This window comes from Massilia sp. Root133, assembly GCF_001426525.1.
GTDB lineage: Bacteria > Pseudomonadota > Gammaproteobacteria > Burkholderiales > Burkholderiaceae_D > Telluria > Telluria orientalis.
The window spans coordinates 77718-100505 of the sequence record NZ_LMEW01000009.1 but is presented as its reverse complement, the minus strand read 5'-3'; the positions used below and the strand labels follow the sequence as shown (position 1 = coordinate 100505).

At 67.3% G+C, this 22788-nt stretch carries 21 protein-coding genes and 1 riboswitch; of the genes, 16 read left to right on the top strand and 5 right to left on the bottom strand.

The window, feature by feature from the left end:
• Positions 1-40 precede the first annotated feature (40 nt).
• Positions 41-2023, top strand: a complete 1983-nt coding sequence (locus tag ASD28_RS09395) for a monovalent cation:proton antiporter family protein (RefSeq protein WP_056126625.1) — start codon at positions 41-43, stop codon at positions 2021-2023.
• 3 nt (positions 2024-2026) lie between these two features.
• Here the strand turns inward: ASD28_RS09395 and ASD28_RS09390 are convergent, their stop codons facing one another.
• Positions 2027-3145 carry a diguanylate cyclase gene (locus tag ASD28_RS09390; RefSeq protein ID WP_056126624.1) on the bottom strand — a complete coding sequence of 373 codons (1119 nt, stop codon included), beginning with the start codon at positions 3143-3145 and terminating at the stop codon, positions 2027-2029.
• A gap of 95 nt (positions 3146-3240) precedes the next feature.
• Positions 3241-3831 (bottom strand): dienelactone hydrolase family protein, encoded by a 591-nt coding sequence (locus tag ASD28_RS09385; RefSeq protein ID WP_056126622.1) that lies wholly within the window; start codon positions 3829-3831, stop codon positions 3241-3243.
• A gap of 154 nt (positions 3832-3985) precedes the next feature.
• Here ASD28_RS09385 and ASD28_RS09380 point away from each other — a divergent pair, with 154 nt between their 5' ends.
• From ASD28_RS09380 to ASD28_RS09345, 8 genes are all read left to right on the top strand, one after another.
• Positions 3986-4735 carry a GntR family transcriptional regulator gene (locus tag ASD28_RS09380; protein WP_056126620.1) on the top strand — a complete coding sequence of 250 codons (750 nt, stop codon included), beginning with the start codon at positions 3986-3988 and terminating at the stop codon, positions 4733-4735.
• A 22-nt stretch (positions 4736-4757) separates the two neighbouring features.
• The gene (locus ASD28_RS09375; RefSeq protein WP_056126618.1) at positions 4758-6488 is read left to right on the top strand and encodes a fumarate reductase/succinate dehydrogenase flavoprotein subunit; all 1731 of its coding nucleotides are present in this window, start codon (positions 4758-4760) and stop codon (positions 6486-6488) included.
• Positions 6489-6501: 13 nt separating this feature from the next.
• Positions 6502-6735, top strand: a complete 234-nt coding sequence (locus ASD28_RS09370; RefSeq protein ID WP_056126616.1) for a ferredoxin family protein — start codon at positions 6502-6504, stop codon at positions 6733-6735.
• 21 nt (positions 6736-6756) lie between these two features.
• On the top strand, positions 6757-8151 hold the full coding sequence (locus ASD28_RS09365; RefSeq protein ID WP_056126614.1) for an ABC transporter substrate-binding protein: 1395 nt from the start codon (positions 6757-6759) through the stop codon (positions 8149-8151).
• 149 nt (positions 8152-8300) lie between these two features.
• Positions 8301-9122: an ABC transporter permease gene (locus ASD28_RS09360; protein WP_082577339.1), complete on the top strand. Its 822-nt coding sequence runs from the start codon at positions 8301-8303 to the stop codon at positions 9120-9122.
• Complete coding sequence (locus ASD28_RS09355) at positions 9119-9961, top strand: ABC transporter ATP-binding protein (RefSeq protein WP_056126613.1); 843 nt, start codon at positions 9119-9121, stop codon at positions 9959-9961. The genes ASD28_RS09360 and ASD28_RS09355 overlap by 4 nt, the downstream gene beginning before the upstream one ends.
• A 23-nt stretch (positions 9962-9984) precedes the next feature.
• The gene (locus ASD28_RS09350) at positions 9985-10962 is read left to right on the top strand and encodes a HEAT repeat domain-containing protein (protein ID WP_056126611.1); all 978 of its coding nucleotides are present in this window, start codon (positions 9985-9987) and stop codon (positions 10960-10962) included.
• Entirely contained in the window at positions 10959-11243 is a 285-nt protein-coding gene (locus ASD28_RS09345) for a gamma-butyrobetaine hydroxylase-like domain-containing protein (RefSeq protein ID WP_056126609.1), read from the top strand. The genes ASD28_RS09350 and ASD28_RS09345 overlap by 4 nt, the downstream gene beginning before the upstream one ends.
• On the opposite strand, the gene ASD28_RS09340 is transcribed toward ASD28_RS09345, so the two are convergent.
• Positions 11240-12085, bottom strand: a complete 846-nt coding sequence (locus ASD28_RS09340) for an MOSC domain-containing protein (protein WP_056126725.1) — start codon at positions 12083-12085, stop codon at positions 11240-11242. The two genes, ASD28_RS09345 and ASD28_RS09340, sit on opposite strands and share 4 nt — an antisense overlap.
• Before the next feature lie 46 nt (positions 12086-12131).
• Entirely contained in the window at positions 12132-13037 is a 906-nt protein-coding gene (locus ASD28_RS09335) for a LysR family transcriptional regulator (protein ID WP_056126606.1), read from the bottom strand.
• A gap of 101 nt (positions 13038-13138) precedes the next feature.
• Between ASD28_RS09335 and ASD28_RS09330 the strand changes: the two genes are divergently transcribed.
• The 6 genes from ASD28_RS09330 to thiE all read left to right on the top strand — a co-directional run bounded on the left by ASD28_RS09330 (position 13139) and on the right by thiE (position 18583).
• Entirely contained in the window at positions 13139-13915 is a 777-nt protein-coding gene (locus ASD28_RS09330; RefSeq protein WP_056126604.1) for an alpha/beta fold hydrolase, read from the top strand.
• 47 nt (positions 13916-13962) lie between these two features.
• Positions 13963-14066: riboswitch (TPP riboswitch) on the top strand.
• A 198-nt stretch (positions 14067-14264) separates the two neighbouring features.
• Complete coding sequence (gene thiC, locus ASD28_RS09325; protein ID WP_056126602.1) at positions 14265-16178, top strand: phosphomethylpyrimidine synthase ThiC; 1914 nt, start codon at positions 14265-14267, stop codon at positions 16176-16178.
• 4 nt (positions 16179-16182) lie between these two features.
• Entirely contained in the window at positions 16183-16386 is a 204-nt protein-coding gene (gene thiS / locus ASD28_RS09320) for a sulfur carrier protein ThiS (protein WP_056126600.1), read from the top strand.
• Between the two features lie 23 nt (positions 16387-16409).
• Positions 16410-17204, top strand: a complete 795-nt coding sequence (locus ASD28_RS09315) for a thiazole synthase (RefSeq protein ID WP_056126598.1) — start codon at positions 16410-16412, stop codon at positions 17202-17204.
• A complete protein-coding gene (locus ASD28_RS09310; protein WP_056126595.1) occupies positions 17204-17968 on the top strand; it encodes a hydroxymethylpyrimidine/phosphomethylpyrimidine kinase in 765 nt (254 codons plus the stop codon). The genes ASD28_RS09315 and ASD28_RS09310 overlap by 1 nt, the downstream gene beginning before the upstream one ends.
• Before the next feature lie 9 nt (positions 17969-17977).
• Positions 17978-18583 carry a thiamine phosphate synthase gene (gene thiE / locus ASD28_RS09305; protein ID WP_056126593.1) on the top strand — a complete coding sequence of 202 codons (606 nt, stop codon included), beginning with the start codon at positions 17978-17980 and terminating at the stop codon, positions 18581-18583.
• A 105-nt stretch (positions 18584-18688) separates the two neighbouring features.
• Here thiE and ASD28_RS09300 read toward each other — a convergent pair whose 3' ends face one another.
• Positions 18689-20671, bottom strand: coding sequence for a PhoX family phosphatase (locus ASD28_RS09300; protein ID WP_056126591.1), 1983 nt, complete (start codon positions 20669-20671; stop codon positions 18689-18691).
• Between the two features lie 155 nt (positions 20672-20826).
• On the opposite strand from ASD28_RS09300, the gene ASD28_RS09295 reads away from it, so the two are divergent.
• Positions 20827-22785: a phosphatase PAP2 family protein gene (locus tag ASD28_RS09295; protein WP_056126590.1), complete on the top strand. Its 1959-nt coding sequence runs from the start codon at positions 20827-20829 to the stop codon at positions 22783-22785.
• Positions 22786-22788: the final 3 nt, after the last annotated feature.

Below are 22788 nucleotides of genomic sequence, written 5' to 3'. Positions count from 1 at the left end.
TAACAAACAACATATTTACGGGACCTCGCCGTCGCGCTCCATGACCTCAGGCCTCGAACTCACACTCTTGTTGCTGGGCAGCGCAGTCCTCGGCGTCGTCGCGTTCCGGATGCTGCACCTGCCGCCGATGCTGGGCTATCTCGCCGTCGGCGTGCTGATCGGCCCCCACGCGCTGAACCTCGCCGACAACGGCACCACGACGCAGGCCCTGGCCGAATTCGGCGTCGTCTTCCTCATGTTCTCCATCGGGCTGGAATTCTCGCTGGCCCAGCTGCGCGCCATGCGCCGCATCGTGTTCGGGCTCGGGGTCGCGCAGGTCGTGCTGACCATCGTCGTGACGGTGCTGGCGTCGCTGTGGACGCGCTACCTGCCCCCGTCGATGCAGATCGGCTGGCAGGCCGCGCTGGCGCTCGGCGGGGCGCTGGCGATGTCGTCGACGGCCATCGTCTCGAAGCTGCTGACGGAGCGGCTGGAACTGGAAAGCGAGCACGGACGCCGCATCATCGGGATCCTGCTGTTCCAGGATCTCGCCGTCGTGCCGCTGCTGATCCTGATCCCGTCGCTGGCGAAACCCGCCGAGGAGCTTGCGATGACGCTCGCGTGGGCCGGCATCAAGGCCGCCGCCGTGCTGGCGCTGCTGCTGTTCTTCGGCCAGAAGCTGATGCGCAAGTGGTTCAACATCGTCGTCAAGCGCCGCTCGCAGGAACTGTTCATGCTGAACCTCCTGCTGATCACCCTGGGCGCGGCCGCGATCACGGAACACGCGGGCCTGTCGATGGCGCTGGGCGCGTTCGTGGCAGGCATGCTGATCTCCGAGACGCCGTATAAACACCAGGTGGAAGAGGACATCAAGCCGTTCCGCGACGTGCTGCTGGGCCTCTTCTTCATCACCATCGGCATGCTGCTGAACGTGCAGCTCGTGCTCGCGAACTGGTGGGTCGTCCTGCTCCTGCTGGCCGTGCCCGTGCTGCTGAAATTCGCGCTGATCGCGCTGCTGGCCAAGGCGTTCGGCTCCACCGACGGCGTCGCGATGCGCACGGGCCTCGCGCTCGCGCAGGCCGGCGAATTCGGCTTCGTGCTGCTGAGCCTCGCCTCGGGGTCGCACCTGATCGCGCCGTTCATCATCCAGCTCGTGCTCGCGTCGATGGTGCTGTCGATGCTGGTCGCCCCGTTCGTCATCGCGAACATGGACAAGCTCGTGATGAAGGTGGCGACCAACGAATGGATGCTGCAGTCGCTGCAGCTGACGCAGATCGCGAGCCGCACGATGGCCGCGCAGAAGCACGTGATCATCGCCGGCTTCGGCCGCAGCGGCCAGTCGCTGGCCACCTTGCTGTCGGAAGAAAAGCTGCCGTGGTACGCGCTCGACCTCGACCCCGAGCGGGTGCAGGAAGCGCGCACGGCCGGCATCAACGTGTCGTACGGCGACTGCACGCGCCGCGAAGCGCTGATCGCGGCCGGTATCAACCGCGCCAGCGCCCTCGTGATCACGTTCGCGGACACGCGCCTCGCGGTGAAAGTGCTGCACCTCGTGACCGAGCTGGCGCCGAAGCTGCCCGTGATCGTGCGCGCCCACGACGACACGGAACTCGACGTACTGAAACGGGCCGGCGCCACCGAGGTCGTGCCGGAAGCGCTGGAATCGAGCCTGATGCTGGCGTCGCACGCGCTGGTCGTGATGGGCGTGCCGCTGCGCCGCGTCGTGCACCGCGTGCAGGCCGCGCGCGACGAGCGCTACGCCTCGCTGCGCGGCTTCTTCCACGGCGCCAGCGACATCGCGGACGGCACGGAACACAACTACGTGCGCCTGCATTCGGTGACGTTGCGCGACGACGCCGGCGCCGTCGGGCGCTGCATCGCGGAGCTGGAACTGGACGAAGTGGGGGCCGAAGTCACGGCCGTGCGGCGCGGGATCGACCGCATCGAGCCGGGCCCGGAGACGGAATTGCGGGCGGGAGATGTCGTCGTGTTGCGGGGCACCGGAAACGCGGTGACCCGGGCCGAGGGCCGGCTTTTACGCTGACCTCTACGTCGATGCGACGACGCGGTTCCGGCCGCCCTCTTTCGCCTGGTAGAGCGCCTGGTCGGCCTGCGCGACGAGCTGCTGCGCCACGCCCTCGATCGCGTGGTCCCGCTCGAAATCGTCGAGGGTCGCCACGCCGATCGACACCGACACGTCCAGCATCTGCCCTTCCGGCATCACGAACGGCTTCTCCGCCACGCTGGCGCGGATGCGCTGGGCGACCATGCTGGCGCTGCCCAGGTCCGCATCGATCAGCAGCACGACGAATTCCTCGCCGCCGAAGCGGCCCAGCGCATCCGTCATGCGCAATTCGGCCTTGATGCGCGCCGCCACTTCGCGCAGCACGTCGTCGCCGGCCAGGTGGCCGTACGTGTCGTTGACCTGCTTGAAATAATCGATGTCGATGTACATGCACGACAGCCGGTACGCCTGGCGCCGCGCGCGCGAGATCTCTTCGACGAGGCGGCGGTCCATGTAGCGGCGGTTGTAGACGCCCGTCAGCGCATCGGTCAGGCCGATGTACTTCAGCATCTCGTTGCTGATCACGTTCTCCAGGCAGATCGCGATGATCGACCCCATGTGCTCGACGAAGTCCGTCCCCAGCAGCGGCGTGAAGCGGCCCGGGTCGCGGCTGCCCAGGTTCAGGCTGCCGATCAGCCGTTTATTCCGCAGCAGCGGCACCATCGCCACGCTGGCCAGGCCCGCGGGCGGATGGGGAAAGGCGTGGCGCTGCGTGGCCGCGTCGAACGGTATCAGCCGCGGTTTCGGCGTGCGGCCGGCGGTCAGGTCATAGCCGAGGCCATCGACGTTGTCGTGGAACAGCAGGTTGGGAAACGCCTCGAAATCAACGCCCAGCTTGTGCATGACGGTGTAGATGTCGGCGTCCGTGTCGACGAGCGACAGGGTGACGGCGTCGAGGTCGGACACCACGGGCAGCAGGCGGAAGATCGTGCCGACCAGTTCCTGGAAGGTGCCCGCGCCGACGATTTCCAGGTCGAACGCCTGGTGCCGCATCATGATGGCGTGGTTGCCCTCGGCCTGGTCCATCAGGCTGGCCAACTGGCGGCGCAAGGCCTCGTTCTCGGCGATGAGTTCGCGCACGCTGGCGCCGCGCTCGTGCATGTGTGGTTCCCCTTCAGCAAGAACCCTAATTTACGCGAACTTACGCGGCTTGGAAACGAAAATGATGAGGTAAGGCTAACAATATTGCCAAGATGTCATCTCGATGTTGCGCGTACCGCGTCCCAGGCCCGGTCCAGCAGCGGCGGCGCCAGCAGGTGGACGGCGCGGGGGACGACGTCCAGCCGCACGTCCGCCCCGAGTGCGGCGAGGCGTTCGGACACGCGTTCGCTGTGCTGCACGGGCACCGTCCCGTCCCGGCGGCCGTGCACGAGCGTGACGGCCGTACGCCGCTCCCAAACTTCGGGCAACGGCGCGCACCGTCCCGCGATGGCGACGACGTGGCGCGCGAGATAGCGGTCCTGGCACGCGGCCAGCGCCATGATCGCGCCCTGCGAAAAGCCCGCTAGCACCGTTTGCTCCGCGCCCACGCGATGCGCGCGCTGTAATGCCTCGATGGTGGCGACGAATGCCGGCAGCGCGGCACGGATGCGGCCCGGACGGCTTTCTTCCGTGATGCCGGCCACCGACATCCATTGAAAGCCGGCGCCGCCACGGTCGCAGCGATGCGCGGCGGGCGGTGCGACCACGCGCGCGTGAGGATCATGGGTGGTGATCAGGTCGGCCAGCGGCGCCATGTCGGCGGGCGTCTGGCCGACGCCATGCAGCAGGATGATCAGGGAATGCATCCGCGCAGTCTAGCGCATCCGCCGCATATCGATATACGGCCACCGACTCAGGCGTTTTCCGAATTAACAAGCGCGAAACCATTCGTTCCCGGGGTCCCCGCTCGTCGATACCATCCTGCCAATCATGACTTGTCATGACAGGACATACCAGACCATGACCCACGCCACCTTTCGCGCCATCGAACCATCCGCCGTCCCGCTGTATTCGCAAGTCCGTGAACGGCTGCGCGAACGCATCGCCGACGGCACCTATACCCCGCAGGCCCGGCTGCCGTCCGAAAGCGAGATCGGCACCCTCCTCGGCGTCAGCCGCATTACCGTGCGCCAGGCGCTGGGCGACCTGCAGAAGGAAGGCGTGATCGTCAAGGTGCCGGGCAAGGGCACGTTCGTCGCGGAGACCCGCCCTAGCCAGGAACTGGCGCGGCTGGAAGGCTTCGGCGAAGCGATGTCGCGCAAGGGCCACCGGATCGTCAACCGCGTCGTGAAGCATGCGCTGGTCGAAGCCTCGCCCCTGGTGGCCGCGCGGCTGCGCGTGGCGCCGGACGCGCCCGTGACGGAGATCCACCGCGTGCGCTGGCTCGACCGCGAGCCGGTGTCGTTCGAGATCACGTACCTGCCGCCCGCGATCGGCGAGCGCCTGCGCGGCGAGAACCTGGCCGAACGGGACATCTTCCTGATCCTGGAGGCCGACTACGGCATCGCGCTCGGCCACGCCGACATCCAGATCGGTGCGATCAATGCAGATGCCGCATTGGCCAGTGCCCTGCGCGTCGATCCGGGCGCCGCCCTGCTGCGCATCGAGCGCCTGACGTGGACGGCGGACGGCGTGCCGCTCGACTTCGAATACCTGTACGTCCGCGGCGAAGCCTTCCAGTACGCCCTGCGCCTGCCGCGCCATCCCTGACATTCATTTAACTGGAACCGATATGGAAACGCATATTCAAACCGTCGACGTGCTCGTGATCGGCGGCGGCACGGCCGGCCCGATGGCCGCCGTGAAAGCCAAGGAAGCGAACCCGCAGCTGCGCGTGCTGCTGCTGGAAAAGGCCAACGTCAAGCGCAGCGGCGCCATCTCGATGGGCATGGACGGCTTGAACAACGCCGTCGTGCCGGGCTTCGCGACGCCCGAACAGTACGTCAAGGAGATCACGATCGCCAACGACGGCATCGTCAACCAGGCCACTGTGATGGCGTACGCGCAGAACAGCTACGCGATGATCGAGGAACTGGACAGCTGGGGCGTGAAGTTCGAGAAGGACGAGACGGGCGACTACGCGATGCGCAAGGTCCACCACATGGGCACCTACGTGCTGCCGATGCCCGAAGGCCACGACATCAAGAAAGTGCTGTACCGCCGCCTGAAACGGGCGCGCGTAGCGATCACCAACCGGCTCGTCGCCACCCGTTTGCTGACCGCCGCAGACGGCTCGATCGCAGGCGCGATGGCCTTCGATTGCCGCACGGGCGACTTCCACGTGATCCGCGCGAAGTCCGTCGTGCTGGCGACGGGCGCCGCCGGCCGCCTCGGCCTGCCGGCATCGGGCTATCTGTTCGGCACGTACGAAAACGCGACCAACGCGGGCGACGGCTACAGCATGGCCTATCACGCGGGGGCCGAGCTGTCCGGCATCGAATGCTTCCAGATCAACCCGCTGATCAAGGATTACAACGGCCCCGCCTGCGCCTACGTCACCGGCCCGTTCGGCGGCCACACGACGAATGCGAAAGGCGAGCGCTTCATCGAATGCGACTACTGGAGCGGCCAGATGATGCAGGAGTTCTACGACGAGCTCCAGGGCGGCAACGGCCCGGTCTTCCTCAAGATGAACCACCTGGCCGAGGAAACCATCCAGACCATCGAGACGATCCTGCACACGAACGAGCGTCCGAGCCGCGGCCGCTTCCACGAAGGGCGCGGCACGGACTACCGCGAGCAGATGGTCGAGATGCACATCTCCGAGATCGGCCTGTGCAGCGGACACTCGGCGTCCGGCGTGTGGGTCGACGAGCATGCGCGCACGACGGTGCCCGGCCTGCACGCGGCCGGCGACCTCGCCTGCGTCCCGCATAACTACATGCTGGGCGCCTTCGTCTACGGCCGCCTGGCCGGCGAAAGCGCGGCCGCGTACTGCGCGGCGCACGAACTGCCCGCCGTCGACGAGGCCCAGGTCGAGCGCGAGCGCGCCCGCGTGTGGGCGCCGCTGGCGCGCGAGGACGGGCTGCCGCCGAACCAGGTCGAGTACAAGCTGCGCCGCATGGTCAACGACTACCTGCAGCCGCCGAAGGTCACGCGCAAGATGGAGATCGGCCTGCAGCGCTTCGAGATGATCCGCGCCGACCTGGATCGCCTGCAGGCACGCAATCCGCACGAGTTGATGCGCGCGATGGAGATCCACGCGATCCGCGACTGCGCCGAGATGGCCGCGCGCGCGTCGCTGTACCGCACGGAGAGCCGCTGGGGCCTGTACCACAACCGCGTGGACTACCCGCAGCGCAACGATGCCGACTGGTTCGTGCACGTGCAGCTGAAGAAGCAGGATGGCGCGATGGCCTGTTTCAAGCGCCCGGTCGCGCCATACATCGTTCCGCTCGACGACAACGAGAAGGACGCTTACCGCCGCCTGCGCGTGCACAAGACCGAGGCCCTCGCGGCCTGACCAGGAGAACCTCATGCCGACCACCATCAACATCACCAGCGTCCCCGTCACCGTCGACGACGACAAATGCATCGCACACAAGGGCTGCACCGTGTGCGTGGACGTGTGCCCCCTCGACGTGCTGGCCATCGACATGATCAAGGGCAAGGCCTACATGAAGTTCGACGAATGCTGGTACTGCATGCCGTGCGAGAAGGACTGCCCGACCGGAGCGGTCCATGTCGATATCCCCTATCTGCTGCGTTGAACCATCCTACGGAGAACAACCATGAAATTCCTTGCCCTGTCCCTGCTGCTCGCCTTCGGCAGCGCGCATGCCGCCGAAACGATCCGCGTCGCCATCGGCACGCAGGACACGACCATCAACTGCGCCACCGGCGGCCTGCTGATCCGCGAGCTGCACCTGCTGGAAAAATACCTGCCGCACGACGGCAAGTACAAGGACGTCAGGTACGACATCGAATGGAAGAATTTCACCTCCGGCGCACCGCTGACGAACGAGATGGTGGCCGGCAAGCTGGACCTCGGTTCGATGGCCGACTTCCCCGGCTCCTTCAACGGCGCCGCGCACGCCAAGGCGGGCAAGAAGAGCATCTTCATCGCCGTCCTGTCGGGCAGCACGCTCGGTTCCGGCAACGGCATCGTCGTGCCGAAGAACTCGCCCGTGCAATCGCTGGCGGAACTGAAGGGCAAGACGATCTCCGTGCCGTTCGCCTCCACCGCCCACGGCATGCTGCTGCGCGCCGTGAAGGCGCAGGGCTGGGATCCGGAAAAAGACGTGAACATCACGACGCAGGCGCCGGAAGTCGCCGGCTCGGCCCTGCAGAGCAACAAGGTCGACGCGCACGCCGACTTCGTCCCGTTCGCGGAATTGTTCCCGCACCGCGGCTTCGCCCGCAAGATCTACGACGGCTCCCAGTCCCAGGCGCCGACGATGCACGGCAGCCTCGTCGACGCGGCGTATGCGAAGAAGTACCCGGAAATCGTCGTGGCGTACCTGCGCGCCGCCATCGAGGCGGACCGCCTGATCGCGGCCGAGCCGGAAAAATACAGTGAGCTGATCGCGAAAGTGACGGGCATCGAAGCGGAAGTGAACTACCTGTTCCACGGTCCCGTGGGCCTGCAGACGCGCGACTTCACGTGGAAGCCGGAATACCGCCAGGCCGTGAAAACGTCGATCGAGACCTTGCGCCTCCTGAAGCGGACGGATTCCGACATCGACGTGAACAGCTTCATCGACGATACCTTTATTCGCACCGCCTTCAGGCAGGCGGGCCTGGACTACGGCAAGCAGCTGAAGAACTACGAGAAGCTGCCGCTGAAGGCGAAGGACGCCGTCACCGGCAAACCGATCACGGACTTCCGCCACCTCACGCAGATCTGGGTGCAAGGCGAGCCGCTCGTGCGCCACTACGCGAGCGCCACCACCGCCATCGCCGAGCTGCGCAGGCTGGAACAGTCGGGCAAGAAGGCGCGCACCGTGTACGCCCACGACCAGGGCTCGGGCCTGAAGCTGCTGGCAGGCGACGCGTGGTTCGTCGTCGCGGCCGACGGCAAGGACGTCAGCGCCTACCTGCTGAAGGCGGATGCGCAGACGCAGGCGGCGAAGGTCAAGGGCAAGGTCGTGGACTTCGATACGCTCAAGGGCGGCAAGGCCATTTGATAGCTTAAAAACCGCTGTCAGCTTAAAGACCGTCATCCCCGCGCAGGCGGGGATCCAGGCACTGCATCCGTAGTCGAAAAACCTGGGTTCCCGCCTGCGCGGGAACGACGTGCAAACGCAGCGTTTCCTGTTTCCTATTAGGAGCTTACATGGACACAACCGCCCCTCGCACACTCGACCCGGCCCTGCTGCGCCGCGCGGGCCGCCTGCTGCTGCGCGCGCTGTCGCTCGTCGCCTGCGTGGCGGCCTGGCAATGGGCATCGATGCGCCACCTCGACCTCGGCCTGCTCACGTTCCAGAACGTGCCGTCGCCGCAGGACGTGCTGGACGCCGCCGCGACGCTGCTCGAATCGCCCAAGCTGGCGCTGCACCTGAAGGCCAGCGTGTGGCGCGTGTTCGCCGGCTTCGCGGCGGCGGGCATCGCCGGCATCGGACTCGGTCTTTTCATCGGCCGTTCGCGGCTGCTGGAAGACGTGCTGCTGCCGCCGCTGGAAATGCTGCGCCCGATCCCGGCCGTCGCCTGGATCCCGCTGGCGATCCTGATGTTCCCGTCGTCGGAACTGTCGATGGTGTTCATCACGTTCATCGGCGCGCTGTTCCCGATTTTGCTGAACACGGTCCACGGCGTGGAAGGCGCCGACCCGCGTCTCGTCGCCTCGTCGCGCAGCCTCGGCGCCGGCCGCTGGACCATCTTCTCGGAAGTGATCCTGCCGGCGGCCGCGCCAAACATCGTCACGGGCCTGGCTATCGGCATGGGCACCGCGTGGTTCTGCCTCGTGACGGCGGAGATGATCTCCGGCCAGTTCGGCATCGGCTACTACACGTGGGCCGCGTACACGATCCAGAACTACCCGGACATCGTCGTCGGCATGCTGTTCATCGGCGTGATCGGCATGGGCAGCAGCGCGCTCGTGAAAAAGATCGGCGATCTCGCCATGCCCTGGTACCACATGCAAAGGAAGAAGCGATGAACCAGACGACCCACTTCGAACACGCGCAACTGGCGCAGGGCGGCGCCATCGAGATCGACAATCTCGGCATCCGTCTCGGCGAAGGCGCGCAGGCGTTCGACGCCGTGCAGGACGTGTCGCTGTCCATCGCGCCCGGCGAATTCGTCTGCGTGCTCGGCCCGTCCGGCTGCGGCAAGTCCACCCTGCTCGGCGCGCTGGCCGGCCACTGGACGCCGAGCCGCGGCAGCATCCACGTCGACGGCGCGCCGGTCGCCGGTCCGCATCCGGACCGCGGCCTCGTGTTCCAGCAGCACACGCTGTTCCCGTGGAAGAAGGTGCTGGACAACGTCGCCTTCGGCCTCAAGATGCAGGGCGTGGGCCGGTACGAGCGGCGCGAGCGGGCGCGCGAGCTGCTGCGCCTCGTCGGCCTCGCCGGCTTCGAGGACCGCTATCCGATCCAGCTGTCGGGCGGCATGCAGCAGCGCGTGGAAATCGCGCGCGTCCTCATCAACCATCCGCGCGTGATGCTGATGGACGAACCGTTCGGCGCGCTGGACGCGCAGACGCGGCTGAAAATGCAGGAACTGCTGCTGGACGTGTGGGCGCGCGTGAACACGACCATCATCTTCATTACGCACGACATCGACGAAGCGCTGTTCCTCGCCGACCGCATCCTCGTGATGAGCCCCCGGCCGGGCCGCATCATCGACGAGATCCACCTCGATTTCGAACGCCCGCGCCATCCGGACGTCATGACCTCGAACCACTTCACGCGCCTGAAGCGCCACTGCCTGGACCTGCTGCACCCGCAGGCCAGCATCACGCCGCTCGCGCGCCTGAGCCCACTGGGCCCTCTCTGAACCCTGCCACGCAAGGACACACCGTGACTTCCGATTTTTACGACGACCCCGAACTCGCCGAGCCGCATTTCTCTCTTCCTGAACGCCTGCAGGACAAAGACGCCACGGTGCGCCGCATCGCCTTGATGGACCTGGCCGACCTGGACGGCGACGCCCACGTGCCGCTGCTGCTGGCCGCACTCGGCGACGATGCCGCCGTCGTGCGCACGGAAGCCGCGCGGGCGCTGGAAGCCTTCGAATCGCCGGCGACCGTGCGCGGCCTCGCGCGCCTGCTGTCGGACGAGGATGCCGACGTGCGCGCCGCCGCGGCCCAGAGCCTCTCCGAACTGAAGCTGCAAGAATCGGCGCAGGAACTGCTGCCGTTCATGGCCGCGGACGACGCGTTCGTGCGTGCGGCCGCGCTGCGCGGCGTGCGCGAACTGCGCGTACCGGACAGTTTTGCGCCCGCGCTGGCGGCCCTGGGCGATGCGGACCCGCTCGTGCGCCGCGAAGCGGTGACCGTACTGGGTTATCTGAAACGCCTCGACGCGGTCGACGCGCTGACGCGGCTGGCGACCGAGGACCCGGTGCCGGAAGTCCGCCGCGCGGCGGCCGGTGCGCTGGGTTTTGCGGAAGAGACGCCCGCCGTGCTGGCCGCCCTGCTGGCCGCGTTGTCGGACCAGGCCTGGCAGGTGCGCGAGGAAGCGGCGACGACGCTCGGCAAGCTGCGCCTGCGCGACGCGGCGCCGGCCCTCGTCACCGCGCTGGACGACGCCTACTGGCAGGTGCGCCTGCGCGCCGCCCGCAGCCTTGGCCGCCTGCGCAATGTGGATGCGCTGCCCGGATTGACCGCCGCACTCACGCACACGATCAGCAATCTGCGCAAGGAAGCGGCGCTGGCGCTGGGCGAGATCGGCGCGTCGGCCGCCCTGCCCGCGCTGCGTGCGGCGGAAAACGACCCGGATCCGGAAGTGCGCAGGTCCGTGCGCCTCGCGCTGCAGCAGATCGGGGCGCAAGCATGACAGCGCTGCCGGAGACCATCGAGAACCACGCCGCGCAGGGCGTGCTGGCGCTGCACTGGCCGGACGGGCGCAGCGCGCGCGTGACGCACGCGCGGCTGCGCGCCGCGTGCCCGTGCTCGGCATGCCGCGCGCAGCGGCGGGCCGGGATCGACATCCCGGAACAGGCGGACGTGCGCCTGGCCGCCATCGAACCGGTGGGCGCCTATGCGTTGAACCTGACGTTCAGCGACGGGCACCGGCGGGGCATTTATCCGTTCGAGATGCTGGCGACGTTCGATTAAAACGCGATCTCGGTGGTCAGTTCCTGCCCGAGATGCAGCTCGTTGCCGGCGCCCGCCGTCACGATGCAGTTCATGCCCAGGCACACGGCGCCTTCCATGCGCGGATTGGCGCGGTAGGTCTGCAGGATGTCGAGCGGGTCCGGGCCCGGAATGCCCGTCGCCTGGTCGATGGACGGGATCGGGCAGCGCGCGCACGGCTTCACGGGACGGATCTCCACGTCGCCGATCGTGAGCGTCGCGAGAAAATCCTCTTCGCAGGCATCGATGCCGTCGACGACGAGGTTCGGGCGGAAGCGGTCCATCGGCAGCGTATGGCGGCCGGCCGCGACGAGGCGGGCGTTGAGGTCGTCCAGCGACGCCTGGCCGATCAGCAGCAGCGGGTAACCGTCGGCGAAACGCGTCTGCGCTTCCACGCCGTTCGTCCACTTGGTGCTCGTCGGGCGCACGACGTCGCGGTGGAAACGCACGAGCCGGCACGGGGTTGTCAACGCGTTCGAAAACCAGTCCGCCGCCGCGTCGCCGCAATCGGCGGCGTCCACCGTGTCGTCCCAGATCTTCACCGTGCGTGTCGGCGCGGACTCGTCCCATGCAAGCGGCAGGACCAGCGGGTCCATGCCGGGCGCATGGACGCGCAGCTTGCCGCCATCCGGCAGCGGCCGGACCAGTGCCATGCGCGGATGCTCGCGCTGCGTGAGGAACTGGCCGTCCTCCGTCACCAGCATCCATTCGCGGTCGTGCACGCCCAGCGCGAACAGGCCGGATTCGAGCACGGTGGCGGACCGGACGGCGATGCCGGCGCAGGATTTGATCGGGTACAGGAGCAGATGGGTCAGGGTGGCCATGGAATGCGGGTACGGGGCGGGTTGGAACAACGCCGACAGTATCGCATCAAACGCCGTTCGTGCCCACCGGTCGTGCGAAGTGGCTGGCGAGGAAATCGATCAGCAGGCGCAGCTTCTTCGACATATGGCGCTTGCTCAGGTACAGAGCGTGGATGTCGAGCGCGCCGCTGGCGAAGTCCGCCAGGATTGGCACGAGCTCGCCGGCCGCGACCGACTGTGCGAGCGCGAATGCCGGACCGAACACGATGCCCAGGCCCTCGCGCGCGGACTGGCAGGCCAGCGCCACCGAATTCGTCCGCAGCGGGCCGTCGACCCGGACCGTGACCGGCCCGCCGTCGACCTCGTACCACCATTCGCCCGGCGTCGTCACGCTGCTCAGGTACAGGCAGCGGTGCGCGGCCAGGTCGGACGGATGCGCAGGCGTGCCGTGGCGCGCGAGGTAGGCCGGGGCCGCGCACGTGAGCATCGGACTGGTGCCGAGCCGGCGCGCGACGAGCGAGGAATCCGGCAGACGGCCGACGCGCAGCGCCAGGTCGAAGCCTTCGCCGGCGAGGTCGGCGAAGCGGTCCGTCAGCTCGACGTCGAGCACGATCTCCGGATAGCGGTCGAGGAAATCGGCGAGCGCGGGCGCCAAGTACTGCTCGCCAAACGCGACGGGCGCAGTCAGGCGCAGCAGGCCACGCGGCACGGCTTGCAACTGCATCGCCTCGCGGTTGGCCTCTTCGATATCGCTCAGGATCTGCGCGCAGCGCCGGAAGTAATTCTCGCCGGCCTCCGTCAGCGCCAGCTTGCGCGTGGTGAGCGTCAGCAGGCGCACGCCCAGGCTGTGCTCCAGGCCGCGCAGGTGCTTGCTCACCATCGCGTGCGACAGCCCGAAATGGCGCGCCGCCGCCGCGAGGCTGCCGTCCTCGACGCTCCTGACGAATACGGCCATGCTGGTCACTCGGTCCATGCGATCTCCTACCTGAAGTGTCAGATGATGCCACGAAATATCGGATTATCGTACGATCCGGAGGAAGCTACAGTGCTGCTTCCTTCGACACAGGAGCTGCAATGACACTGGATTTCGAAACCTCGGGCAGCGGCGCGACCGCCCTGCTCTACCTGCACTACTGGGGCGGCTCGGCGCGCACGTGGCGGCCCGTGATCGACGCCCTGCCGGACGACTACCTGCACGTCGCCGTGGACCTGCGCGGCTGGGGCGATTCTCCCAAGCCGGACGCGGGCTACGGCCTGGCCGACATGGCAGCCGACGTGCTCGGCGTGATCGACACCCTGGCACTGGAACGCTATGTCCTCGTCGGCCACTCGATGGGCGGCAAGGTCGCGCAATACGTAGCAAGCGACCGCCCGGCGGGGCTCCTCGGCCTCGTCCTCGTAGCGCCGTCGCCGCCGCTGCCTCTGCCGCTCGACACGGCGCAGCGCACCGCCATGACGCACGCCTACGACGATGCGGTCTCGATCGGCGCCACGCTCGACCACGTGCTGACGGCGGGCCCGCTGCCGCCTGCGCTGCGCAACCAGGTCGTCGAGGACAGCCTGCGCGGAGCGCCGGCTGCGAAGCGGGCATGGCCGCATGAGGCGATGGCGGAGGACATCACGGACCGGGCGCGCCGGATCGGCGCGCCGGTGACGATAGTTTCCGGCGAACTGGATCGCGTCGACCCGCCGGCGGCGCTGCTCACACACTTGCTGCCATTCATCCCACATGCGGTCCTGGAAACCGTGCCGGGACGCGGCCACCTGCTGCCGCTGGAGGCGCCGCGGGCCGTCGCGCATGCGATCCGGCGCGTTATGACCGATCCGATGCCGCGTTTGCAAAGCACATAAAACCCGCGTACACTCCGTCCCGTCGTTTCGTGGACTGCACGAAACGACGCCAATGCTAGGGGTCCTGCGCCGTCATCAACGGCGTGGGTGAGAAATACCCTCTGAACCTGATCTGGATAATGCCAGCGAAGGGAAGCTCGAAAAGTCTACGTGCACGTCGTTCGCACTACGCATCTTCGTACTCCTCCAGCTGGATCGCCGATCTTTCGGGGCACTCCCAAACCTGCTACGCGTTGCATTTTTGTCCTGCGATGCTCGCTGTACTCTCGTACAGCTGCGCTTCTCTGACAAAACTGCGGCCGCTCGCGACGGTTTTTAAGTGCCCCTTAGTGACCAACAAGGAGTGCACTTGAACGCCGATCCGAAATTCCTCTCCGCCAGCGCCACCGTCGACGCCGCCGCTGTCGCGCCGCTGCCCAATTCCCGCAAGGTCTACGTGACGGGCAGCCGCCCGGACATCCGCGTGCCGATGCGCGAGATCACCCAGTCCGACACGCCCGCATCGTTCGGCCATGAACCGAATCCGCCCGTGTGGGTCTACGACACGTCGGGTCCGTACACCGATCCGGAAGCGCAGATCGACATCCGCTCCGGCCTGGCCCCGCTGCGCGCCGACTGGATCCGCGAGCGCGGCGACACCGAAGAACTGGCCGGCCCGTCGTCGCACTACGGCGTCGAACGCCTGAACGACCCGAAGCTGGCCGAGCTGCGTTTCAACCTGCAGCGCAAGCCGCGCCGGGCACTCCCCGGCCGCAACGTCACGCAGATGCATTACGCGCGCCAGGGCATCATCACGCCCGAGATGGAATACGTTGCGATCCGCGAAAACCTGCGCCGCCAGGAATACCTCGCCGCGATGGAAGCGGCCGGCCCCACCGGCAAGCGCATGGCGCAGATGATCGGCCGCCAGCATCCGGGCCAGTCGTTCGGCGCCAGCATTCCCCGTGAAATCACCCCGGAATTCGTGCGCGACGAGATCGCGCGGGGCCGCGCCATCCTGCCGAACAACATCAACCACCCGGAATCGGAGCCGATGATCATCGGCCGCAACTTCCTCGTGAAGATCAACGCGAACATCGGCAACTCCGCCGTGACGTCGTCGATCGGCGAGGAAGTCGAGAAGATGACGTGGGCCACGCGCTGGGGCGGCGACACCGTGATGGACCTGTCGACCGGCAAGCATATCCACGAGACGCGCGAATGGATCATCCGCAACAGCCCCGTCCCCATCGGCACGGTGCCGCTGTACCAGGCGCTGGAAAAGGTGAACGGCAAGGCCGAGGACCTGACGTGGGACATCTACCGCGACACGCTGATCGAACAGGCGGAGCAAGGCGTCGACTACTTCACCATCCACGCCGGCGTGCGTCTCGCCTACGTGCCGATGACCGCGAACCGCCTGACGGGCATCGTCTCGCGCGGCGGCTCGATCATGGCCAAGTGGTGCCTCGCCCACCACAAGGAATCGTTCCTGTACACGCATTTCGAAGAGATCTGCGAGATCATGAAGGCGTACGACGTCGCGTTCAGCCTGGGCGACGGCCTGCGTCCCGGCTCGATCTACGACGCCAACGACGAAGCGCAGCTGTCCGAACTGAAGACGCTCGGCGAGCTGACGCAGGTCGCGTGGAGGCACGACGTGCAGGTGATGATCGAGGGCCCGGGCCACGTGCCGCTGCAGCTCATCAAGGAAAACATGGACCTGCAGCTGGAGCAGTGCCACGAGGCGCCGTTCTACACGCTCGGACCGCTCACGACCGACATCGCACCGGGCTACGACCACATCACGTCCGGCATCGGCGCCGCCAACATCGGCTGGTACGGCACCGCGATGCTGTGCTACGTGACGCCGAAGGAGCACCTGGGCCTGCCCGACAAGGACGACGTCAAGGACGGCATCATCACGTACAAGATCGCGGCGCACGCGGCCGACCTGGCCAAGGGCCATCCGGGCGCGCAGATCCGCGACAACGCGCTGTCGAAAGCCCGCTTCGAATTCCGCTGGGAAGACCAGTTCAATCTCGGCCTCGATCCGGACAAGGCGCGTTCCTTCCACGACGAGACCCTGCCGAAGGATTCGGCCAAGGTGGCGCACTTCTGCTCGATGTGCGGCCCGCACTTCTGCTCGATGAAGATCACGCAGGAAGTGCGCGACTACGCGGCCGGCCAGGGCATCGCCGCGAACGCCGCGCTGGAACAGGGCATGCAGGTGAAGGCCGTCGAGTTCATGAAGCGCGGCGCCGAGCTGTATCACAAGGAGTGACGCCGTGCTGGAAATCGAACTGAACGGCGCCGCGCACGCGCTGCCGGCAGACACCAGCCTGCACGACCTCGTCGAATCGCTGGGCCTCGCGGGCCAGAAGCTCGCGCTGGCCGTGAACCGCCAGGTCGTGCCGCGCGAGCGCTGGCGCGACACGCCCCTGCAGGCGCGCGACCGCGTGGACGTGGTGCGCGCGATCGGCGGCGGCTGATCCTCAACGATACGGAGCAAAACATGACGAATGCAACCTCTGCGGACCGGCCTTTGGTCATCGCCGGCAAGGCCTACAACTCGCGCCTGCTGGTGGGCAGCGGCAAGTACCGCGACCTGGAACAGACGCGCGCGGCGACCGAAGCGTCGGGCGCCGACATCATCACGGTGGCGATCCGCCGCGTGAACATCGGCCAGCACGCGAACGAACCGAATTTGCTCGACGTGGTGCCGCCGTCGCGCTGGACGATCCTGCCCAACACGGCGGGCTGCTACAACGCCAAGGACGCCGTGTACACGCTGCAGCTGGCGCGCGAACTGCTGAACGGCCACAAGCTCGTCAAGCTGGAAGTGCTGGGCGATGAAAAGACCCTGTTCCCGAACATGCCGGAGACGCTGATCGCCGCGCGCGAACTGGTGCGCGACGGCTTCGACGTGATGGTCTATTGCAGCGACGATCCGATCCAGGCGCGCATGCTGGAAGACATCGGCTGCGCGGCGATCATGCCATTGGCGTCGCTGATCGGTTCCGGCATGGGCATCCTGAATCCGTGGAACCTGTCGCTGATCATCGAGCAGACGCAGGTGCCGGTGATCGTCGACGCGGGCGTCGGCACGGCGTCCGACGCGGCCATCGCGATGGAACTGGGCTGCGACGGCGTGCTGATGAACAGCGCCATCGCCGGCGCGAAAGACCCCGTGCGCATGGCGGGTGCGATGCGCCTCGCGGTGGAAGCGGGCCGCGAAGCGTATCTGGCGGGCCGCATGCCGCGCAAGTTCGCGGCATCGCCGTCGTCGCCGATGGCGGGCCGGATCTGATGGAGAGCGCCACGCGGCCCTGCGTCCTCGTGTGCGCCGGCCTCGATCCGTCGGGCGGCGCCGGCATCCAGGCCGACATCGAAGCGATATCGGCCCAGGGCGCGCACGCGCTGCCGCTCGTGACGGCGCTGACGGTCCAGGACAACAACGCCGTGCGCGAAGTGGTGCCCGTCGACGCGGGCCTGCTGCTGCGCCAGGCCGTGGTGCTGGCCGACACGATGTCCATCCACGCGGTGAAGATCGGCATCCCCGGCAGCCGGGAAAACGCAGAAGCCATCGCCGGCATCATCCGCATGCTGCGCGTGCGCCGGCCCGGCCTGCCGGTCGTCCTCGACCCGGTGCTGGCCAGCGGCCGCGGCGACAGCCTGGCGCGCGGCGACGCCCTCGCTGCGCTGGCGCCGCTGCTGGCCCTGGCGACCCTCGTCGTGCCGAACCTGCCGGAGGCGGCGGCGCTGGGCATCTCCACGACGGGCGCCGACCTGCCCTGCCCGCACGTGCTGGTTACAGGCGGCCACGCCGACGGCGTCGACGTCGTCAACCGCTGGTTCTCGGCCGCCGGCGCGCGCGAATGGCGCTGGCCGCGGCTGCGCGGCGAATTCCACGGCAGCGGCTGCACGCTCGCATCGAGCATCGCGGCGCGCCTGGCGCTGGGGGACACGATGGCGCAGGCGCTCGAACTGGGCCAGCGCTACTGCGACCGGACGCTCGCGCACTCGTACGCCATCGCGCCGGGCCAGCGCATCCCGCGCCGCATCCATTCATAGGAGAAAGAAATGCGAGGTTTGTACCTGGTGACCCCGAACTGGGACGACACCGACCGCCTGCTGGAGGTGACGGAACAGGCGCTGCGCGCCGGCGCCGCGCTGATCCAGTACCGCCACAAGGATGCGGGACCGGAGCTGCGCCGCGAACAGGCCTCTGCCCTGCTCGCGCTGTGCCGCCGCAACGGCCGGCCGCTGGTCATCAACGACCACGTCGCGTTGTGCACGGAGCTCGATGCGGACGGCATCCATGTGGGCGGCCTCGATGCGCCGGTGGCGGCCGTGCGCGGCCTCGTCGGCCCGGACAAGATCGTGGGCGCGTCGTGCTACGGCGACCTGGAGCTGGCGCGCCGCGCGCAGGGCGCGGGCGCGAGCTATGTCGCGTTCGGCGGTTTTTACCCGTCGCTCGTGAAGAAGTATGCGGTGACGACGCCGCCGGACATCGTCCTGCAGGCCAAGGCCAGCCTGTGCGTGCCGGTGGTCGTGATCGGCGGGATGACGGCGGCGAACGCGCGGCCGCTCGTGTCGCGCGGGGCCGATATGGTCGCGGCGATCAGCAGCGTGGTGCAGGCGCCGGATCCGTATTCGGCGGCGAGGGAGTTCGTGGCGCTGTTCTGAGCGCGAACGTAAGACCGTCATTCCCGCGAAGGCGGGAATCCATACATAGGCAGCGTCACTGCAGACTCGGCATGGGTCCCCGCTTTCGCGGGGACGACGATGTTTTTAAGCCTTCGCCAGCTTGAACTGCGCCAGCTCACCGGTCAGGTAACCGACCGCCGCCCCGAACTTGTCCTTGTAATTGGCCTTGATGAGCGGCTCCAGCGTGCCCTTCACGCCGGCGTGGATGCCACCCCAGTCGCCCGGATGCTGGAAGTTGCTCATGATGTAGGTCCAGCCATTGACGTCGTCGACGGCATGCAGGCCCGTCGACTCGCCGCCCGCCGGCACCGACAGCAGGCGCGCGAGCTGCTTCGTGTCGACGTTGTACGCCCACAGGAAGTTGTTCACGTGCTGGCTGCTGTCCTCGCCGATGAACAGCGTGCGCATCTTTTCCGAGAACTTCAGGTTGTCCGGGTTGCCCACCTTGTCCGGGTTCGCCGTGTTGCCGAGGGCGTCGGCGGCGATGTCTTCGCCGACCAGCAGCGCCTTCGTATCCGCCGGCATCCACTCGCTGTCGATGGCGCTGCCGGCCGTGTCCTTCTGGCCGCCCTTCAGGTTCAGCATCATGACGGCGCCCGCGTTCAGCGCCTTCGGGATCGAGATACCGTTGCCCGCCACGTTCAGCGCGTGTCCGGCGACCATCGAGCTCTGGCAGTTCTGCAGGGCCGAGTAGGCGATCTTGTCCTTGATGTTGACGGTGGTGCCTTCCATCTTCGTGAAGCCCATCGATGCGCCGAGGAGGGCGGCGTAGCGGTGCGTCTCCAGGAACGCGGCCGCCTTTTCCATGCCGGCCTTCACCTTGAGCCACTCGACGCGGCCGTTGGCGGTGACCTTCGTGTACGTCGCATCGGCCGGGTCGGCGGTCTTGACGTCCATGATGTCGGCCGGCTTCAGCGACGCGGCCAGCGAGCGGATCTCGGCGCTCGTCGCGGAACCCAGCTTGATCCACGTGAGCGGCGCGGCGGCGGCGGCCGGGTCCAGCGAGAAGCCGGTGCCGACCTTGGCCACGTACAGCGTGCCCGCCGACAGGTCTTTCTCTTTATCGGCCACGAACACGAAGTAGCCGCTGTTGGTGGCGTCGTCGCCCATGATCACGGTGCGGTTGTCCGGCATGACCTGCACCAGCTCGTGCGAGATGCGGCCCAGGCAGTAGTGCTTCTTGATCGATGCGGTGCCGTCCGTGTTGACCGTCACTTCCGGCAGGTGGCCGTAGTTGTACGGGTTCGCGGTCGTCTCGTCGCCGTACAGGTTCTTGCTGAACGCCTTGAACTGCGCGTCGGAGGCGGCGAGGTAGGCGTTCGGCTCGTACTCCTCGCTCGACAGGTGCGTGCCCCACGGCGACAGGCTCGCGCCGCACGTGATCCACAGGCCGTTCACGCTGGAGGTGTCGACGTTGTGGTACTTCACGAGCGTCAGCTTGCCGGTGGTCTTGTCCTGGTCCAGGGTCAGCACCGCGATCGGCGACGGCAGCCTGCCGTACATGTCGGTCTTGCCATCCTGCGCCCACGTCGTGTACTCGAACTGCACGACGGCGAACACGGTATTGCCCTTCACGCCGGCCACGTTCGCGTTCGGCACCGTCAGCAGCGACGTGCCGTCCGGCGAGTCCGAGAAGAACTGGCGCTCCTTGCCGGGGACGGTGGTGTCGACGATAGCCTTGTTGTTGATGTCGTAGTAGCCGCCGGCGAGGATGGTGCCGCCGTTGCCGTTCGGGACCATGTCGCCCGTGATGAAGAACGGCTGATACGACAGCTTGAAATCGAGCTTGCTGCTGTCGCTGAAGTTGACCGTCATCGTCGACCCGACGGAGGTCGTCGCCATCGCGGCGGCGGCGGCCAGGGTCGGCGCCGTCATCGACCCGAACGACACGCTGGCGAGGGTCACGGCCGGCGTCGTCGGCGCGGTGGTCGTCGGGGTGTCGTTGTCACTGCCGCCGCCGCAGCCGGCCAGCAGAGCGGCCACGCCACCGGCGCCCAGCGGCAGCATCGGGGTGGCGCCCATCAGGCGAAGCAGGCGGCGGCGGGACACGTCGGGATTCGGGTTCATGCGTCAACTCTCCAAGGTTCACAAAAGGAATGCCCGGAGATTAGTTGACAAATATTTCACCCTAATTACAAGAATCGTCGGTCATCAAGCCGTCATCAGCCGCTCATACCATGCGATCGATTTTTCCGCCTTGACAACACATTGAAGGGTTTCGCATGCACCACCCCAATCCGCTGAGCCGTCTTCCTCTCGCCATCGCTGCCGGCACCCTGCTCGCGCTGACAGCTTGCGGCGGTTCCGATCGCATCGACAATGCCGACACCGTACTCGCCATTCCGGCCGCGCCCGCCGACCAGGGCGCGCCCGACACGGCGCCGGTACCGTCGGCGCCGGCCTTCGTCGATACGGCCGCCACCAACCAGCGTGGCGACGCCCGCTATGCAACCCTGGCGACCAACGCCGGTGTACGCGTACTCGGCGGCATGCTCGACATCTGGAAACCCTTGACCGAGATCGTCGACGCCGGCGTCACCGCGCCCGCCGTCGATGGCTTCCCCGCGGTGGTCGGCTCGACCTGGACCGGCCTGCCCAACGACGGCACGAATGGCGGCACCATCGTCAACGCGGCCGTTCACAACGCGAATATCGACTACGTGGTCAAAGCCACCGCCAACCGCACTGCCGGGCAGACGCTGCAGGCCTACCTGGACGATCGCCGCAACAAAGGCTACAGCGTGACCGAAGGCATGGGTCCGCTGACCACTGCCTGGCGCACGGCCACGCGCCAGACCACCACGATCACGGACATGCCACTGGATGCCACCACCGTCAAATACGATGATGGCGGCAACAACAACGGCGTCGGCGGCGATGCCAATGCCGACTTCGGCAAGGTCGTCGACCTGATCAACTCGATGGGGAACAATGGTTCGACCGAGCCCGCCAAGCGTTTCTACAAATATGCGCGTCCCTACCGCTGGAGCAGCGCGGTGAAGGTGGTGCCGCAACTGGAGCCGGCCAAGAGTACGACCCCGAGCACCGACGGCGGTTTCACCAGCGGCCACGCGGCCGAAGCGACCCGCAATGCCGTCGGCATGGCTTACGTGCTGCCGGAGCGCTACCAGGAGCTGGTCGGCCGCGCCCTGGAACTGGGCGAAAGCCGCATCCTCGCCGGCATGCATTCGCCGCTGGACGTCATCAGTGGCCGGGTCCAGGCACAGGCCGTGGCTGCCGCCAACCTGATCGCCGCCGGTGCCACCGTCCGCTCCGCTGCCGTGACCCAGGCCCATGCGACCCTCATGAAGCTGACCGGGACCACGCCGGCGACCTTTGCGGCCTACGCCGTATCCGGCACCGCCGCCAACGACCGTTTCGCCGACTACACCACCAGTCGCGCCGACTACATCCGGCGCATGACCTACAACCTGCCGCAGACCGGGGCCACGAACCTCCCGGCCGTGGTGCCGAAGGGCGCCGAAGTGCTGCTCGAGACACGGCTGCCTTACCTCACCGACGCGCAGCGCCGCGTCGTGCTGAAAACCACGGCGATTTCCTCCGGTTACCCGGTCCTGGACGATCCTGAAGGTTGGGGCCGCCTGAACCTGTTCGCCGCGGCCGAAGGCTATGCCGTCTTCACCGGTAACGTGATCGTGAACATGGATGCGAGCAATGGCGGCTTCAACGCAGCCGACCGCTGGCGCAACGACATTGCCGGCAGCGGCAAGCTGGTCAAGCAAGGCACCGGCGCGCTGCAGCTGGGCGGCCAGAACAGCTGGACCGGCGGCGCCCAGGTCGAAGCGGGAACGCTCGAGGCGCTGTCGGCCAGGGCGTTCGGCAACGGCGACGTCCATGTCGCCGGCGGCGCTACCGTGGTCAGCAACGCGCCGGCTGCGCTGGTCGTGGGCGGCAACTACACGCAGCTCGCCGGTGCAACCCTCGAACTGCGCCTGGGTGCCAGCCAGCAGGGAAGAGTCGACGTCAGCGGCACGGCGACAATCGCCGGCGGCACGCTGCGGATCAAGTTCCTGGACGGCTACAAGCCGGCCGTTGGCGACACGCTGACGGTGATTGCCGCAACGAGCCTCAAAGGGAAATTCGAGACCGTCGCCGTCGACGGTTTCACCGCGACCCCGACCTACACTGCAACGAGTCTGCAGCTGCGTTTGAGCAAATAGCGC